Here is a 15,516-nt window from a genome sequence, read left to right on the forward strand (position 1 = left end):
GGGGCTTTTTCGTATAAGCGCATCCGCGCAAAGCTACTCCGCGGTCAACCTTCACAAAGTGGATTCCCAGCCTCTCGCAAGCTCGAGTCGTTCAAACGGCAGGAGCTGTGCTCCTGAGAGCCCCGTTTTCACCCCCATGTGAGAGTAGCACACTGCCAGGCTCCCATTAGAAGAAAGGCTACCTATTTAGGTAGCCTTTTTTTATGCCTGCGATATACCTAACGAAGCGCCTTTATCGTTACCTGCATAGGTAGCCTTCCTCCTAAAGCCCAGCTTCGCTGTGCAAACCCACAAGGGAAACCATACCCATCGGGGTGTCATGCAATGCCTGTCCACGTAATCAGCGGCTAGGTGTAAACCATCCATGGTGTATCGTCCAGTGCAGCATCCCTGCTGCCCGTTCCATCCGTTGACGCTTCTACGAAGCTAAAAACAACCGCTTCCACCCCCATGTGAGAGTAAAAAGTAATGGCAAAGAAATGTCATCCCCACAGCCATAGAACAACCGTCATCCCCACAACGCTCTTGGGTGGGGACCTCATTAGCTGTTATCGAGTAGTTAAAATAACCGTCATCCCCACAATGCTCTTGGGTGGGGACCTCATTAGCTGTTATCAAGGAGTTAAAACAACCGTCATCCCCACAATGCTCTTGGGTGGGGACCTCGTTAGCTGTTATCAGGGAGTTATAATATCAAAGGAGAGTAATTATGAGGAAAAGTTACCATCACAGTTGTTATATGAGCTTTGAACTAAGCGGTTTTGAGCTTTTTACCAATAAACATCCCAAGGAACATACTGACCAAAAAGAAAATAAGTTCTATAGAAGGCATCGCTAGAGAAGCGACGGCAGGGCCAGGGCACAATCCTACTAAACCCCAGCCAAAACCAAATAAGACGGCACCAATGATCAAAGGCTTGGTGATCTCTGATTTGTTCGGTATTGAAAATTCATCAGATAATAAAGGCTTTCTTAGCTTTTTCGATATCATGAACCCGAGCGCCGACACTACCAAAGCCCCGCCCATAACTAGTATTAAGCTAGGATCCCATTGCCCACTTAGATCTAAAAAATTCAAAACTTTTTGAGGGTCGGTCATTTGGGAAATATTAAGTCCAGCACCGAAAAGGATTCCGCAAACAAGAGCTACAAGATTTTTCATAATCAAAGGACTCCCACTAATGTTGCTGTCGCTATACCAACACTAAGAAATACAATTGTTGCGACAATAGATCGTATGGATAATCGACCTACCCCGCATACACCGTGACCACTAGTGCACCCACTGCCTATTACCGTCCCCAAGCCAACTGCAAGACCAGCTACTATTAATATTAATTCTGAAGATTTCGGTACTTGAGGTGGTTGGTAATCAAATAGAAAGTAGGACAAAAAACAACCTACCATCATACCAATTACAAAAACAATACGCCAAAAGTCCCCCTTTCTTAGAGACTGGATAGAACTCGAAACTATACCTGATATCCCAGCAATATTGCCATTTAACAGCAATAAAATTAATGCTGCCAAGCCAATGAGTCCGCCACCTAATAGTGCCAAAATGGGTGTAAATTCAGTCATATAATTCTTTAATCTCCGTTAAATAAATTTACTTTATAAACTTTAAAATAGCTAAATTTGATCATGACGTAAAAGGCCGAACATATTCATATCATGGAAGTCACCATTCCAATAACACTTACCTCGTAACGCGCCTTCAAATGTGAATCCTAACTTTTTGACAAGGGCTTCAGATGGAGCATTACTTGGCAAAATCAATGCTTCTATGCGATGCACGTAAAAATGGAATTTTTCGTCAAAAATAAAGTTAATTATACTTTTAACCGCTTCTAAAGCGTAACCATTACCCCAATGGTTGTTGGCTAATTCATAACCGATGACAGCGCTGTGATCAAACTCGTTCCAATTGGTAAAGCCGCAAGTTCCGATAAATTCATTGCTGTCTTTCTTTCGTATCGCCCAGCGAATGCCTGTATCACTTTCGAAGCGTGCATCAAAGTATTCTACCAATCTATCCGCCTCTTCAATGTGCTTAAATCGCTCCACATCGTAATGTTTGATTACGTTAGGATCAGAAAAGATTGCAAATAGTGGTTTGCGATCTGATTTGGAAAGCCGGTTGAGTATGAGTCGCTCGGTTTCGATTATGGGAAAAGCACGCTGGGACATTCAAAATCAACTTTGCATTTAACATACATACCATTATTAACAAATTACACAGCAATGCAAAGAGAACAATGTGACCAATAAAAAAGCCGGCTTATTAGCCGGCTTCAATAGTGTTAACTAACTACTATGACTCTTTGCTACGACCAGCGCGTTTACGCTCGTTCTCAGTCAAAAGCTTCTTACGTAAGCGAATGCTTACTGGTGTCACTTCAACAAGTTCATCATTATCAATGAACTCTAACGCTTGCTCTAGGGTCATTTTAATAGGCGGTACCAATGTTTGTGCTTCATCAGTTCCTGAAGCACGAACGTTGGTTAATTGCTTACCTTTGAGTGCGTTTACGGTAAGGTCATTTTCACGACTGTGAATACCGATCAGCATACCTTCGTACACTTCGACACCGTGTCCAATAAACATGCGGCCACGTTCTTGTAAGTTAAACAAGGCGTTGGTCAATGCTTTACCCGTGGCGTTGGCAATCAAAACACCGTTCTTACGTTGACCAATAGTGCCGCCTTTATGTGGACCGTAGTGATCAAATGTATGATAGATAAGACCTGAACCTGAAGTCATGGTCATAAAGTCAGTTTGGAAACCAATAAGGCCACGACTTGGAATGATAAAGTCTAGACGAACACGACCTTTACCATCAGGAGACATATCTTTTAGTTCGCCTTTACGCAAACCAATTTGCTCCATGATTGAACCTTGGTGCTGCTCTTCAACATCAATAGTGACGGTTTCAAACGGTTCGTGTACAACACCGTCAACCTCTTTCAAAATTACTTCTGGGCGAGATACGGCCAGCTCATAACCTTCACGACGCATGTTTTCTATCAAAATACCAAGGTGCAATTCGCCACGACCGGATACACGGAATTTATCTGGATCTTCAGTTTCTTCAACGCGCAATGCTACGTTATGAACGAGTTCGTTTTGTAATCGCTCAAGAATGTTACGTGAAGTAACATACTTACCTTCTTTACCAGCAAACGGAGAAGTGTTTACTTGGAATGTCATAGTTACTGTAGGTTCATCTACAGAAAGTTGTGGCAATGCTTCTACCGCCGCTGGATCACAAATGGTATCAGAAATCTTGAGCTCACCTAACCCCGTAATCGCGATAATGTCACCCGCGTGGGCTGAAGGAACTTCTGTTCTCTCAAGGCCAAGATACCCTTGAACTTGACCTACTTTACCATTGCGTTTACTGCCATCAGCCATGCTGATAGTCACTTGTTGGTTCGATTTTACTGACCCGCGCGTGATACGGCCAATACCGATTACACCGACATATGAGTTGTAATCAAGTTGCGAGATCTGCATTTGGAAAGGACCATTCAAATCGGCATTTGGCGGCTCAACCACGTCGACGATTGTCTGGAATAAATCAGACATGTCTTCTGCTTGCGTTCCTGCTTCTCTGGTTGCCCAACCATTTAGTGCCGACGCGTAAACAACTTGGAAATCAAGTTGCTCATCGGTCGCACCTAGGTTATCAAACAAATCGAATACTTGATCCATTACCCAATCTGGTCGTGCACCTGGTTTGTCTATTTTGTTGATAACAACAATAGGTTTTAAGCCTTGAGCAAATGCTTTTTGGGTTACAAAGCGAGTTTGTGGCATTGGACCTTCTTGCGCGTCGACAAGCAGAAGTACTGAGTCGGCCATTGACATGACGCGCTCTACTTCTCCGCCGAAGTCGGCGTGCCCAGGAGTATCCACAATGTTGATGCGGTATTCGTTCCAATTAATTGCAGTATTTTTTGCAAGAATGGTAATACCACGCTCTTTTTCAATGTCATTCGAGTCCATTACGCGTTCTTCAACTTCACCGCGACTTTCTAATGTACCTGATTGCTGTAACAGCTTATCAACTAATGTTGTTTTACCGTGGTCGACGTGAGCGATGATGGCGATGTTGCGTAACTTACTGATATCGTGAGACAAAATTTTAGCCTTTACTGGTAGTGATCAAACTGGTTGGTTGTAATTATAGAACCAGTTTAAAAAAATATGCCTACGCGAATTCATATCCGCGTAAAAATGGTGCGGCATTGTACACGTTCTTACTGCATTTTGAGAGCGATATTTAAGAAAATGGGTAAAAAAACATCTAATTAATGTTTAAAGAGACCATCAAAAGATGACCGCTTATAGGTTTTTTGAATGCAGAGTAATCGATTATCACGGGGTTGAAGGTTTTCAACTCTCGGCGCTGTGGATAACGACATCAGCCTAGCTCGCTGTCAGTGTGCAGAGCAAATTTGCTGAATCTTATTTCTATGCTATTAAGTATGCTGCATACTCAGCTATTTGTAATCGTGTAGTTTGAGCAATATTGTGTATTGTGTCGGTGTGTGCTTTTGATTCAAAACGATACACAGTAATAGTGATTGATTGTAAGCACATCTTATTCAACGTAATTGCGCTATTCTAGTACATTGACAAGTTGATGACGCACTATAAGGTGGCAGTATGCACCAACGTGGTGCGACATTGTAGGGTTTTGTTTGTTTTGTCGTTAGATGCAGCGGTTAAATAGGCTTTACAGGTCGATTTATGGCTGGCACGAAAATCGCTTAAGCATACACACGCTAAAAATGAAAACTTTTAAATTTCGATTATTTTTCAGGAGGACACAATGTCAGCACAAAAGGCCTTAGATCTTATTAAAGAGAGCGAAGCAAAATTTGTTGATTTACGCTTTACCGATACCAAAGGTAAAGAACAGCATGTATCAATACCTACACATCAAGTCGACGAAGATTTCTTTGAAGAAGGCAAGATGTTTGACGGCTCTTCAATCATTGGATGGAAAGGCATTAACGAATCAGACATGGTATTGATGCCTGATGGCGACACCGCTGTGCTTGATCCTTTTGCCGAAGAAACGCAAGTTAACATCCGCTGTGACATCCTAGAGCCCATGACGATGCAAGGTTACGATCGTGACCCGCGTTCTATTGCTGCTCGTGCTGAAGAATACTTGAAAGCAACTGGCATAGGCGACACTGCATTGTTTGGTCCCGAGCCTGAATTCTTTTTGTTCGACGATGTGCGATTCCACACTGACATGGCAGGTTCATTCTTTAAAATTGATGCACATGAAGCCAAGTGGAATTCAGGTGCTGATTTTGAAGACGGTAACATGGGTCACCGCCCGAGCGTTAAAGGTGGTTACTTTCCAGTGCCTCCCGTTGATTCTTCGCACGACACCCGTGCTGCAATGTGTATGGTTATGGAAGAAATGGGTTTAACGGTAGAAGCTCATCACCACGAAGTAGCGACTGCAGGTCAAAACGAAATTGCCTGTTTGTTCAATACCTTGGTTAAGAAAGCCGATGAAGTTCAGATCTATAAATACGTGGTTCATAATGTAGCGCATGCCTACGGTCAAACTGCTACTTTTATGCCTAAGCCATTGGTAGGTGATAACGGTTCTGGTATGCACGTTCACCAATCAATATCTAAAGATGGTAAAAACATCTTTGCCGGTGATAAGTACGCGGGTATGTCTGAAGAAGCATTGTATTACATCGGCGGTATAATCAAACATGCTCGTGCCATTAATGCCTTTACCAATGCGTCGACTAACTCTTACAAGCGTCTAGTTCCGCATTTTGAAGCCCCTGTAATGTTGGCTTATTCAGCGCGTAACCGTTCAGCGTCTATCCGTATTCCATTTGTAACCAGTGATCGCGCTCGTCGTATCGAAGTGCGCTTCCCTGACCCAACGGGTAACCCTTACTTGGCATTTACAGCTATGTTAATGGCTGGCCTTGATGGGATTAAAAACAAGATCCATCCTGGTGATTCAATGGACAAAGACTTATATGATCTTCCTCCTGAAGAAGCGGCAGAGATCCCACAAGTGGCCAGTTCACTTGAGCAAGCCCTTGATGCACTAGACAACGACCGCGACTTCTTAACTGCCGGTGGTGTCATGACCGACGATATGATTGATGCCTACATTGACATTAAACGTGATGAGGTTCAAAGGCTTAACACGTCTACTCACCCAGTTGAGTTCGATATGTATTACAGCGTCTAACTCGAAAAGTTATCGATTTTAATACCAGCCCGCCGCAGTGCGGGCTTTTTTTTGTCTGCGAAACAGCTACACTCTAAGCATGAAAATATTGATTGTCATAATCGCACTAATCTTGAGCGCTACGATAAGTGCAACACAACTATATAAAATCGTCCATGCAGACGGTTCAGTTACTTATACCGACACGCCCCAAGAAGGGGCTGTGGAAGTGGATATGACCAAAACTAACAGCGTCACTGTTCCTGCGCTTAATACCGGTAATAAAACGCAATTGCCCGCTAAGCGCTTAGAGCAAAAGTTCCCTGACTATCAATTGTCAATTGTTTCTCCGCAAAACCAAGCAACGTTGCGCAACAATCAAGGAAAACTAACGGTCAAAGCGCAACTATCTCCAGTAGGCAATGGCAAGTTTGAATTGTTCCTAGATGGCCAGTTAGTGCAGTCTAGCCCAGCGCCGTCTTTCCAGCTGCAAAACGTGGATCGCGGAGAGCACAAAATCCAAGTTAAATTTATTCACCATACAGGCAAGATCCTTGCATCATCCAAAGAAATTGTGTTTTTTATGCATCAGGCTTCAATATTGATCAACCGAAACTAGCGCCAATAGGCACTAGAACAGGTCAAAGCTGAAATGGCATTGAGACGCGCCTCTATTTATGCACTATTATAGTGCATTGCGAATTTTTTGGATGGCTTCAATTGAGCGAACATTTTTTATCTTTACTCGATAGCATGGCAACCGCTGTACTGGTGGTTGATCAAAAGCTATCTATTCGATATGCCAATCTCGCCGCGCAATCCATGTTGGAGCAAAGTGATAATCAACTGTTGGGTTCCCCTATTTCCCAATTTGTAACGCAATCCAGTTTGGAGCCGACACACCTCAAAAATGCGCTGTTAAAGAACGAGGGGTTTTCTGACTCGGAAGTGCTTTTTGCCTTTTCCGACAATCGGCATGTGCTAGGTGATCTCACCGTCACTAATTTCATTTTTAACGAAATGCCGGCACTACTCATCGAAATAAAAGTCATAGACCAACAAAAACGTATCAGTCAGGAAAGTCAGCAATGGGCACAACAGCAAGCAGCAAGAGAATTGATCCGAGGCTTAGCCCATGAAATTAAAAATCCTCTAGGGGGAGTGCGTGGTGCCGCTCAGTTGTTACAAAAGCAATTGCCGGATCCAGAGTTGTCAGAATTCACCCAGATAATCATTGAGCAGTCTGACCGATTAACCAAATTGGTTGATAGGCTATTAGGGCCTAACGCGCTGCCCAATTTCCAGTGGTTAAATATTCATCGGGTGTTAGAAAAGATTTGTGCTCTGGTTGAGTTCGATCACTCGCATAATATCAGCATTGGACGAGATTACGATCCGAGCATTCCTGATATGCGAATGGATCAAGACATGTTGCAACAAGCGGTACTCAACATTGTTCGCAACAGTGTCCAAGTGTTAGAGAACCAAAACTATCCAGGCAAAATCAACATTAAAACTCGGATTAAGCGTCAGTTGACCATTCATGGTGTAAAACATCCATTGGTAGTTCAGGTTAAAATTATTGATAACGGCCCCGGCATTCCTGTTGAGCTAAAAGACACTTTGTTCTACCCCATGGTAACAAGTAAGGCTAATGGTACTGGACTTGGTTTATCGATTGCACAAACGCTTGTTGATCATCATAAAGGTAAGATTGATGTAGAAAGTTGGGCAGGACACACAGAATTTAAAATTTATTTACCGATTGATAAGAAGGAATCATAGCTAATGAACGCTGAACCAGTATGGGTAGTAGATGACGATAGCTCGATTCGTTGGGTATTACAAAAGGCGTTGCAGTCAGCTCAGATCCCGTGTTTTAGTTTTGAAAATCCTCAAGATTTATTATTGCAATTACATTCAGGTCAACAGCCTGAGGTGATTGTTTCAGACATCAGAATGCCACAAATGGATGGCATGGCTTTGCTTCAAGAGGTGCATAAGTACTTCCCCAATATTCCCGTGATTATCATGACCGCTCACTCCGATCTGGATAGCGCGGTGAATGCCTACCAAAGTGGCGCGTTTGAATATCTACCTAAACCGTTTGATATTGACGAAGCGGTGAATTTAGTGGAACGAGCTTTGGTGCATGCGCGTGAAAAAAGCTCACAACGACAGACAGAGCCTGAACTTAAAGATACTGAAATTATCGGTGAAGCCCCCGCCATGCAAGAAGTGTTTCGAGCAATCGGACGCTTATCTCGCTCCAGCATCAGTGTGCTAATTAATGGCCAATCGGGTACTGGTAAAGAACTGGTAGCACAAGCTCTACATCGACACAGCCCGAGAAAATCCAAGACCTTTATTGCCTTGAATATGGCAGCGATCCCAGCCGATTTAATAGAATCAGAATTATTTGGTCATGAAAAAGGAGCTTTTACGGGGGCTCAGGCTGCTCGGCAGGGCCGATTTGAACAAGCCAATGGCGGCACCTTATTTTTGGATGAAATTGGCGACATGCCACTGGATGTGCAAACTCGCTTGTTGAGGGTGTTGGCAGATGGCCAGTTTTATCGTGTAGGTGGGCATAATCCCGTTAAGGTAGACGTGAGGATAATTGCGGCAACTCACCAAGACCTCGAACAAAGAGTGCATGAAGGCAAGTTTCGCGAAGATCTCTACCACCGACTTAACGTAATCAAAATACATATACCTCGATTAACTGAGCGACGTGAAGATATCCCACTTCTGGCCCGCCACTTTTTGTTATCAGCCGCAAAAGAACTTGCGGTGGAATCAAAGACACTTAGTAAAGAAGCGGCGAACGTATTAACCCAGTTGCCATGGCCAGGGAATGTCAGACAACTTGAAAACATGTGTCGTTGGTTAACGGTGATGGCAAGCGGCCAGGAAGTGTTGGTGACCGATTTGCCTCCTGAGGCGTCAAAGCCTCAGATAAACTCACAGCAAGCCTCACTCGAATCAGATTGGCAATCTTTGCTAGCAGATTGGGCCGATAGACAATTGCATTCAGGTCGCAACAATATTTTGCAAGACGCTACGCATGACTTTGAAAAAATCATGCTAGAGCGCGCATTACAGCATACCAAAGGACACAAACAAGATGCAGCCAAACGGCTAGGTTGGGGGCGTAATACCCTGACGCGGAAATTGAAGGAATTGGATTTATAAGCGCTTTTCCCCGAGGGATTTCACATCATCCTCGGGTATTAACGGGTCTTGAAAGATCATGCTTTTGCCGCTGTGGAATTATAATGTCAGCAGCCAAGGCGTTTACTGAGCTGCTATTTTCCGATCAATCTAAGAAATTCTGTGCGGGTATTCTGTGAATCACGAAACGCGCCTAACATCACTGAAGTGATCATCGATGAGTTTTGCTTTTGAACGCCTCTCATCATCATACACATGTGTTTGCCTTCCATCACTACGCCAACGCCTTTTGCATCGGTGACTTCTAACACTGCGTCGGCAATTTGTTTGGTTAACCCTTCTTGGATCTGCAATCGGCGCGAAAACATATCAACAATGCGGGCAAACTTTGACAAACCTAATACTTTGCCATTCGGCACATAGGCAATATGGCAACGGCCAATAAAAGGCAATACGTGGTGCTCACACAATGAATAGAATTCGATATCCTGAACAATCACCATTTCATCAGTATCAGATTCAAAAACAGCATCATTAATGACTTGGTTAAGATCTTTTTGATAACCATCAGTTAGAAACTGCATGGCCTTTGCCGCGCGAGTAGGGGTGTCTTTTAAGCCGTCTCTAGTGACGTCTTCACCCAAAATTCCTAAGATTTCAGCATAATGTGCTTGCAAATTGTCTGTCATTGACATGATTTCTCGTGATAAGGCTTGAGTTATAATGGCTAAGCCCGAAGCTAAAAATTGGCGCTATCATATCACTATGCCCGTGGCATAAAAACCTTACTCGTTATTTTTGCTGGTTGAACCTTCAGGCAATGTTATCGGGGGTAAAGTACTTCGCTGATGGATGATAAAATGTTCCATCCAACGCATCATGCGCACGCTATAATCAAACCTAGCTGGCGCGGTTACAAAACCATGCCCTTCATTTGGATATAAAACTAAACGATCCGGCAATTGAATCTATTGATTGTTTATGTCGCCCTCTGCCACAAATTGTTGGTTGGCGCACGCATAAACACAACATTCCCAGCAATGAATGTGCAAAGAGCGATCGCGAAATGTTACAGCTTTTCCTGGTTTGGCGATCAGTCAAAAGCCTTGAAGTTCAATTATAAGCTTTCACTCACAGCGCTCTGCACTTTGGACAGTGCGGTCGGAAAATTTTTGCTAATCCAATTTTCAATTATCTTTGTATCAGCGAAATCGAATGCAACCAAACTTGGGTGGCTACGACCTCTAAACATTTCTAGTTGAATAAAGTGATTTTCAAGGTGTGAAAAGTGTTTGTAAGGGGATATTGAGTCGACGTCTGAGTTAATAATTAAAATGGGTTTGCGGACACTTTTTATCTTCATCGGAATATTGGTATCTTGCAAACTCACATTTTTATCCGCCATGCTTTTAGATACTATGCCATCCATATAGTCAGAAAACATTTCACTTAGTGTCGAGTTTTTGTAAGCCAAATATTGTTTGGCCGCGTAGTCAAATCGAATCATTGGAGCTAATAAAATTGCACCATCGACTGCACTAGATTCGATCAATACATTAGAAGCAGGTAGCGCACCCATTGAGTGCCCAACCAAAATCAGAGGCTCAGATAAACTGTTTTGCTTTACTACCTCCTCAATTAAGCGAGTAAATAGTGTGTGTTCTTTGGCTCCAAATACAAATTCTTGTTCGGATTGACCGTGTCCAAACAGATCGAGAGCTATGATATCCATGCCTATAGACCGAAAGTAAATAGACATCGCCATCATAGCTTCTTTCGATGCGCCAAAGCCATGCAACAACACAGCAGTACCATTTATTCGGTTAAAGTTTTCTGGAGTGGCCTTATATGAAACGACATTTTCCACATTATTTCCAGTGGCATGAAGGTTATAGTAGACGTTGGCATTTTCTGGAAACTCATGAGCTTGATAGGCTTCGGCGAACAAGTAATGAACACAGGATGAGTTATAGTCTATACAATACTTTCTGCTATCAATGCCTAGCTGCTCAGGTTCAACATTGAGCAGACTTGGTTGAGACATATAAATACTAGGGTTACTCAACACATGAGAACCAAATGAAGTACAACCCGACATAACAAGCAAACTAATGGCAACGAGCAGGGTTTTAATACGAAAGATTAATCCTTTAATATTTGGCAATTATCGTGTTCTCTTTAGAAATAGATTTTATTTGAACTTGCCAATTAGAACAGCCTAGCGACCGAAAATCACTAATAATTATTAAATTGGGGTGTCGAATCCTGCTTGTCTATAAAGTTTAAATTTGAGACGAGAGCGTTTTCGTAGAAGCTATATAAGCCAGTTATTAAACTGGCTTATCGTTTTGCTGATTTTTGCAGGGGGCATGATATGTCAACTCTCAGCGCTGGGGTATGCATATTAGTTTTTAGCCACATTCTGCTGTTTTGATGCAAAAATTCAGTTGTATTGCCAATGCCAAGGTTCAAAGTTCTTTAGTTGCGTGTTGCCATGATCATAGCTTAATGTGTAATTATATTTTTCAGCATTGTTCTTAAGCCATTCAAATGCGTTTGATTGCGAAAATGCCACTCCTCTTTTGCCTGTTGTACTAAAGTCTATCGCCACAGCTTCATAACATCCATGCTCTGAACGAAACGGCCGTTCAACTAACTTAAATGTTTCAGAAATACAATAGTTAAGCCTCTTTGTCATTTGTAACGCCAAATAAAGTTGATAACCTGATGCCCTGTAAGCGGATTCAATGTTCAATTGAATATGCTCTGATTCAGCATCATTCATCATCTTAATAAGACTTTCATACGCAGGTGCGGGTACCCAATAATTCCTACTCCCCTCCCTTACCGTATTTTCTATCAGCCTAAACTCAGTATTCACCTTCGGTACCGAGCAAGCTTCAGGGACTGATTCCGAGGTTGACTCTACATATATTTTTTCAATTTCAGTCTTTTGGACGACATCTACGTCATTTAAGATTTCTGGCAGCGTTAACAAAGCACCATCACCTTGCTCTATTGCTGTTCCGTGCATTAAATAAATCGTGTCGAGTGCTTCATCAACTATTTGAATTTGAGTCGAACTTAGAAAATCAGCACAATCTTTTGTATCTTCAATTGCTTTTTGTGTTGCAGCTTTATGTTTAAAACTTAGGAAGTTATTAATAATCGTATCAACTTTATCCTGAGATGGTGGATTTGAGCTAAGCTGGGAGTGTTTTCGAGGACTAGGAAGTATTGCTACCAATTTAACGATTTCTCGCAGCGAAAGTTGAGAAGGTTCTTTATTAAAATGTCTTTTCGCTCCGTTTTTAATCCCAAATGTATCTGGCCCAAGCTCAATTATATTTAAATATATTTCAAGTATTCGCGCTTTACTTAGCATTCGCTCTAATACGACGGTTATCAAAGACTCATGTAATTTTCGAAATAATGTTTTTTCGGACGTTAAGAAAAGGTTTTTAGACACCTGCGAAGATATAGTGCTAGCGCCCTTAACAAATGCTTTTTCATGCCAGTTGAAATAAATAGCACGCTTAATGGCATACGTGTCAAAGCCATTATGTTTCCAGAAAGTTGGGTCTTCCCTTTTTATGACCATTATTTTAAACAGATTTGGTATCTGATTTAAAGACATCCAATTAATTGCGCACTCAGTTTTACAATAATGTTGCATAAACGACGTTTGCTGAATCGGCCCTTTTTCAATCAACTCAATCGCTTGAGAAATCGAAAATACCTTGTAGCTCAGCGCAGAGATAATTGCTATCGAAACAATTATTACACACAATATAATTCTTCTGAGCATTCAAATTCCTAAACTAATGCTGGGTACAAGTAATACTTATGACCTGCTACTACTTGACTTCGTTGACTGCCAGACCAGCATATTTACTTTGCCTGTAAATGGGATGGAATACCTCTTCCTAAGCTCAGGTAGAAGTTTACATGGGAGTGTCATCATGACTATTAATCTCAGTATTAACAACCTCAAACCTTCAATCGTTGAATACCAAACGCGGCAGGTGTAATATCGCACCAATTATATTTGGAGAATAACAAATGCCTAGACAAAGTGTTACATTGACGGAAAGCAATAACCGATGGCTCAACTCTCATGTTGAAACCACCGGTGACTATGCTAACAAGAGCGAGTTAATTAATGATCTTATAAGACGTGCAAGGCGAGCTGAGTTTGTCAATCAAAAGCTATTGAACGCAGAGAAAAGTAACTTCGTTTCACAATCACCAGATGAAATTCTCGCCGAGTTTAAAGCGGATCTTATAAAGTAAATGAGTAAATACCGCTTAACGGACGAAGCAAAAGAAGATTTACGCAGAATCTACGAATATGGATATCAGGAGTTTGGAGAAGGACAAGCTGATGAATATTTTTACAGCTTCTTTGATGCCTTTCTTAAAATCTCAGAATCCCCCTTAATATATCAGTCTGTTGACAATATTAGACGAGGCTATAGACGCTGCCCGCATCGTTCTGACGTTATTTACTATCGAATAAACCAAAGTACCATCGAGATCATGGCGATTATAGGTGGTCAAGATACAGACGTTTGGCTTTAGCATATTTCTACATCACTGAGTTAGTAAACGCTCGAGCAGTTGAAGTTGACCTGAAAGTTTGTGCCAGTTGCTACCACACGCCAAAAACTAAGTTATCGAATTAAACTCGTGCAAAGCAGAGATTTCATCTGTTCTGACCCCGCAGTCCTTAGACAGGAAATTTACCGATATTAATAGTTTTCAGCGTTGTCCTAGTTCTTGGACACATCATCATAAATCTAACATTCCTTTTGCTTACAACAGTTAAATGATACGGGCCCTATGAACCGCACATTAATCTTTTAGCTGCCTTTCAACCAGCCAATTATTCTTTTCCTAGAAAAATCCGTTAACTCATCATCTATAGTGTCATCAAATGAGAATGAATATATAACCCAATCTTCTTTCGGGCGATAAAATACAAACTCTAGCCGAACTGGTTGGCGTTCAAACATTGTCAAGTAAGAGACGTAAACAAGCCTATCCTTCAAATCTTCTGAACCCAGTTTAACCTTTCCATGGTATTCGCCAACCAAGCTTTGTAAACTTTGCAGTTGAGTTTTGACATTTTGAATATCGTCTGTCTTTTGAAGGATCCATTTGTTCGTTGAGTATATTGAGTCTACTGCATCAGTGACTTTGCCGGCCTCATAAAGTTGGAAAAATTTGTCGATTTCCTTCTGATACGCAAACGAATTGAAACTAGTTAAGAGCAGTAAAATGGTAGTCAGAATTGTAAATTTCATAAAATCCTTAAGGTCAACATTGAGAAATAACAGTTAAATGATGCGGCTTCCAAGAACCGCAAGCTAATTTTTATGTTTCTTTCTATATTTAGAGTTTTCGTATAATAAAACAAGTGCTGAAAAAACGAATAAACCTAGTCCACTCCAAAGAACAGATTTAAAGTCTGACGTATACGCATTTTTGACTTGCTCATAAGATCTAACATTTACATGGTTGCTTATAACTTCGTAAACCGTGTGATATGAATGTTCATCTATTGGTGGGGAATGAGAGTCAGACAAATCTACTAATATTTCGACGTTACTATTTGGAATCTCTAATCTATCTTTAACTAGTCTGATCTCTGTTGAGTGGTAAACAAAGTATTTATCAAACTCATTAAATTTAAAACGGATAGAATCTTCCCCCCTCCCAGCACCAGTTTCCTTAATCCATTCAATCGTACCATTAAATTGTTCTAATATTGAGCGTTCGGGGTGAGTACGACCTAGTTCAGGGTAGACTATAGTCAGTCCATAATATCCTATAATCAATAGACCTAATAAAGCTCCAAATAAGGTAGCTATAGAATTCCTGTTATATACCACTTTACGATCTAACTCCCAATCGATTGAAAAACTTAACGCATAGCTAATGTGTGTAGCGCATTGTTAGGTTTGTGCATTTTTAGAGCTCCGCCTCTTGCTGAAATAGACAAATAATGCCAACAGATTGTCGCATGTTAAAACAAAGAGCAATTCTGATATAGACTGAATTGCAGTATTTTTAGATTCAGAATACTTTCTTGAGGATAAATGCGCATCGATAG

General features: G+C 41.6%; 15 protein-coding genes. 6 read left to right on the top strand and 9 right to left on the bottom strand.

The genetic code is table 11. The annotated features are described in order from the left end of the window. Window positions 1–751: 751 nt before the first annotated feature. The 4 genes from ABD036_RS17100 to typA all read right to left on the bottom strand — a co-directional run bounded on the left by ABD036_RS17100 (window position 752) and on the right by typA (window position 4,147). The gene (locus ABD036_RS17100) at window positions 752–1,162 is read right to left on the bottom strand and encodes a DUF6691 family protein (RefSeq protein ID WP_343862137.1); all 411 of its coding nucleotides are present in this window, start codon (window positions 1,160–1,162) and stop codon (window positions 752–754) included. A 2-nt stretch (window positions 1,163–1,164) separates the two neighbouring features. Next, entirely contained in the window at window positions 1,165–1,581 is a 417-nt protein-coding gene (locus ABD036_RS17105; RefSeq protein ID WP_343862139.1) for a YeeE/YedE family protein, read from the bottom strand. Window positions 1,582–1,632: 51 nt separating this feature from the next. Next, window positions 1,633–2,190 carry a GNAT family N-acetyltransferase gene (locus ABD036_RS17110; protein WP_343862141.1) on the bottom strand — a complete coding sequence of 186 codons (558 nt, stop codon included), beginning with the start codon at window positions 2,188–2,190 and terminating at the stop codon, window positions 1,633–1,635. Between the two features lie 124 nt (window positions 2,191–2,314). Then, the gene (gene typA / locus ABD036_RS17115) at window positions 2,315–4,147 is read right to left on the bottom strand and encodes a translational GTPase TypA (protein ID WP_343862223.1); all 1,833 of its coding nucleotides are present in this window, start codon (window positions 4,145–4,147) and stop codon (window positions 2,315–2,317) included. A 691-nt stretch (window positions 4,148–4,838) separates the two neighbouring features. On the opposite strand from typA, the gene glnA reads away from it, so the two are divergent. The 4 genes from glnA to glnG all read left to right on the top strand — a co-directional run bounded on the left by glnA (window position 4,839) and on the right by glnG (window position 9,422). Beyond that, entirely contained in the window at window positions 4,839–6,248 is a 1,410-nt protein-coding gene (gene glnA, locus ABD036_RS17120) for a glutamate--ammonia ligase (RefSeq protein ID WP_343862143.1), read from the top strand. A 79-nt stretch (window positions 6,249–6,327) separates the two neighbouring features. After that, complete coding sequence (locus ABD036_RS17125; RefSeq protein WP_343862144.1) at window positions 6,328–6,846, top strand: DUF4124 domain-containing protein; 519 nt, start codon at window positions 6,328–6,330, stop codon at window positions 6,844–6,846. A gap of 101 nt (window positions 6,847–6,947) precedes the next feature. Further along, the gene (glnL, locus tag ABD036_RS17130; protein ID WP_343862145.1) at window positions 6,948–8,012 is read left to right on the top strand and encodes a nitrogen regulation protein NR(II); all 1,065 of its coding nucleotides are present in this window, start codon (window positions 6,948–6,950) and stop codon (window positions 8,010–8,012) included. 3 nt (window positions 8,013–8,015) lie between these two features. Next, window positions 8,016–9,422 (top strand): nitrogen regulation protein NR(I), encoded by a 1,407-nt coding sequence (gene glnG / locus ABD036_RS17135; RefSeq protein ID WP_343862146.1) that lies wholly within the window; start codon window positions 8,016–8,018, stop codon window positions 9,420–9,422. A 113-nt stretch (window positions 9,423–9,535) separates the two neighbouring features. Here glnG and folE read toward each other — a convergent pair whose 3' ends face one another. The 3 genes from folE to ABD036_RS17150 form a co-directional block, all read right to left on the bottom strand. Next, entirely contained in the window at window positions 9,536–10,090 is a 555-nt protein-coding gene (gene folE / locus ABD036_RS17140; RefSeq protein WP_343862147.1) for a GTP cyclohydrolase I FolE, read from the bottom strand. 428 nt (window positions 10,091–10,518) lie between these two features. Then, window positions 10,519–11,565, bottom strand: a complete 1,047-nt coding sequence (locus tag ABD036_RS17145; RefSeq protein WP_343862148.1) for an alpha/beta hydrolase — start codon at window positions 11,563–11,565, stop codon at window positions 10,519–10,521. 279 nt (window positions 11,566–11,844) lie between these two features. Continuing rightward, complete coding sequence (locus ABD036_RS17150) at window positions 11,845–13,209, bottom strand: transglycosylase domain-containing protein (RefSeq protein ID WP_343862149.1); 1,365 nt, start codon at window positions 13,207–13,209, stop codon at window positions 11,845–11,847. Between the two features lie 254 nt (window positions 13,210–13,463). Between ABD036_RS17150 and ABD036_RS17155 the strand changes: the two genes are divergently transcribed. Next, the gene (locus tag ABD036_RS17155) at window positions 13,464–13,694 is read left to right on the top strand and encodes a ribbon-helix-helix domain-containing protein (RefSeq protein ID WP_343862150.1); all 231 of its coding nucleotides are present in this window, start codon (window positions 13,464–13,466) and stop codon (window positions 13,692–13,694) included. Then, a complete protein-coding gene (locus tag ABD036_RS17160) occupies window positions 13,695–13,982 on the top strand; it encodes a type II toxin-antitoxin system RelE/ParE family toxin (RefSeq protein ID WP_343862151.1) in 288 nt (95 codons plus the stop codon). A 281-nt stretch (window positions 13,983–14,263) separates the two neighbouring features. On the opposite strand, the gene ABD036_RS17165 is transcribed toward ABD036_RS17160, so the two are convergent. After that, a complete protein-coding gene (locus tag ABD036_RS17165) occupies window positions 14,264–14,707 on the bottom strand; it encodes a hypothetical protein (RefSeq protein ID WP_343862152.1) in 444 nt (147 codons plus the stop codon). Window positions 14,708–14,770: 63 nt separating this feature from the next. Next, window positions 14,771–15,295, bottom strand: coding sequence for a hypothetical protein (locus ABD036_RS17170; RefSeq protein WP_343862153.1), 525 nt, complete (start codon window positions 15,293–15,295; stop codon window positions 14,771–14,773). Between the last annotated feature and the right edge of the window lie 221 nt (window positions 15,296–15,516).

It is taken from the genome of Aliiglaciecola litoralis (assembly GCF_039523355.1).
Classification (GTDB): Bacteria; Pseudomonadota; Gammaproteobacteria; order Enterobacterales; family Alteromonadaceae; genus Aliiglaciecola; species Aliiglaciecola litoralis.

Coding starts and splice junctions, on each gene's coding strand:
- glnA (WP_343862143.1), top strand. CDS start 4,839: ATGTCAGCACAAAAGGCCTTAGATCTTATTAAAGAGAGCGAAGCAAAA.
- ABD036_RS17110 (WP_343862141.1), bottom strand. CDS start 2,190: ATGTCCCAGCGTGCTTTTCCCATAATCGAAACCGAGCGACTCATACTC.
- ABD036_RS17165 (WP_343862152.1), bottom strand. CDS start 14,707: ATGAAATTTACAATTCTGACTACCATTTTACTGCTCTTAACTAGTTTC.
- ABD036_RS17100 (WP_343862137.1), bottom strand. CDS start 1,162: ATGAAAAATCTTGTAGCTCTTGTTTGCGGAATCCTTTTCGGTGCTGGA.
- ABD036_RS17105 (WP_343862139.1), bottom strand. CDS start 1,581: ATGACTGAATTTACACCCATTTTGGCACTATTAGGTGGCGGACTCATT.
- folE (WP_343862147.1), bottom strand. CDS start 10,090: ATGACAGACAATTTGCAAGCACATTATGCTGAAATCTTAGGAATTTTG.
- glnG (WP_343862146.1), top strand. CDS start 8,016: ATGAACGCTGAACCAGTATGGGTAGTAGATGACGATAGCTCGATTCGT.
- ABD036_RS17150 (WP_343862149.1), bottom strand. CDS start 13,209: ATGCTCAGAAGAATTATATTGTGTGTAATAATTGTTTCGATAGCAATT.
- ABD036_RS17160 (WP_343862151.1), top strand. CDS start 13,695: ATGAGTAAATACCGCTTAACGGACGAAGCAAAAGAAGATTTACGCAGA.
- ABD036_RS17155 (WP_343862150.1), top strand. CDS start 13,464: ATGCCTAGACAAAGTGTTACATTGACGGAAAGCAATAACCGATGGCTC.
- ABD036_RS17125 (WP_343862144.1), top strand. CDS start 6,328: ATGAAAATATTGATTGTCATAATCGCACTAATCTTGAGCGCTACGATA.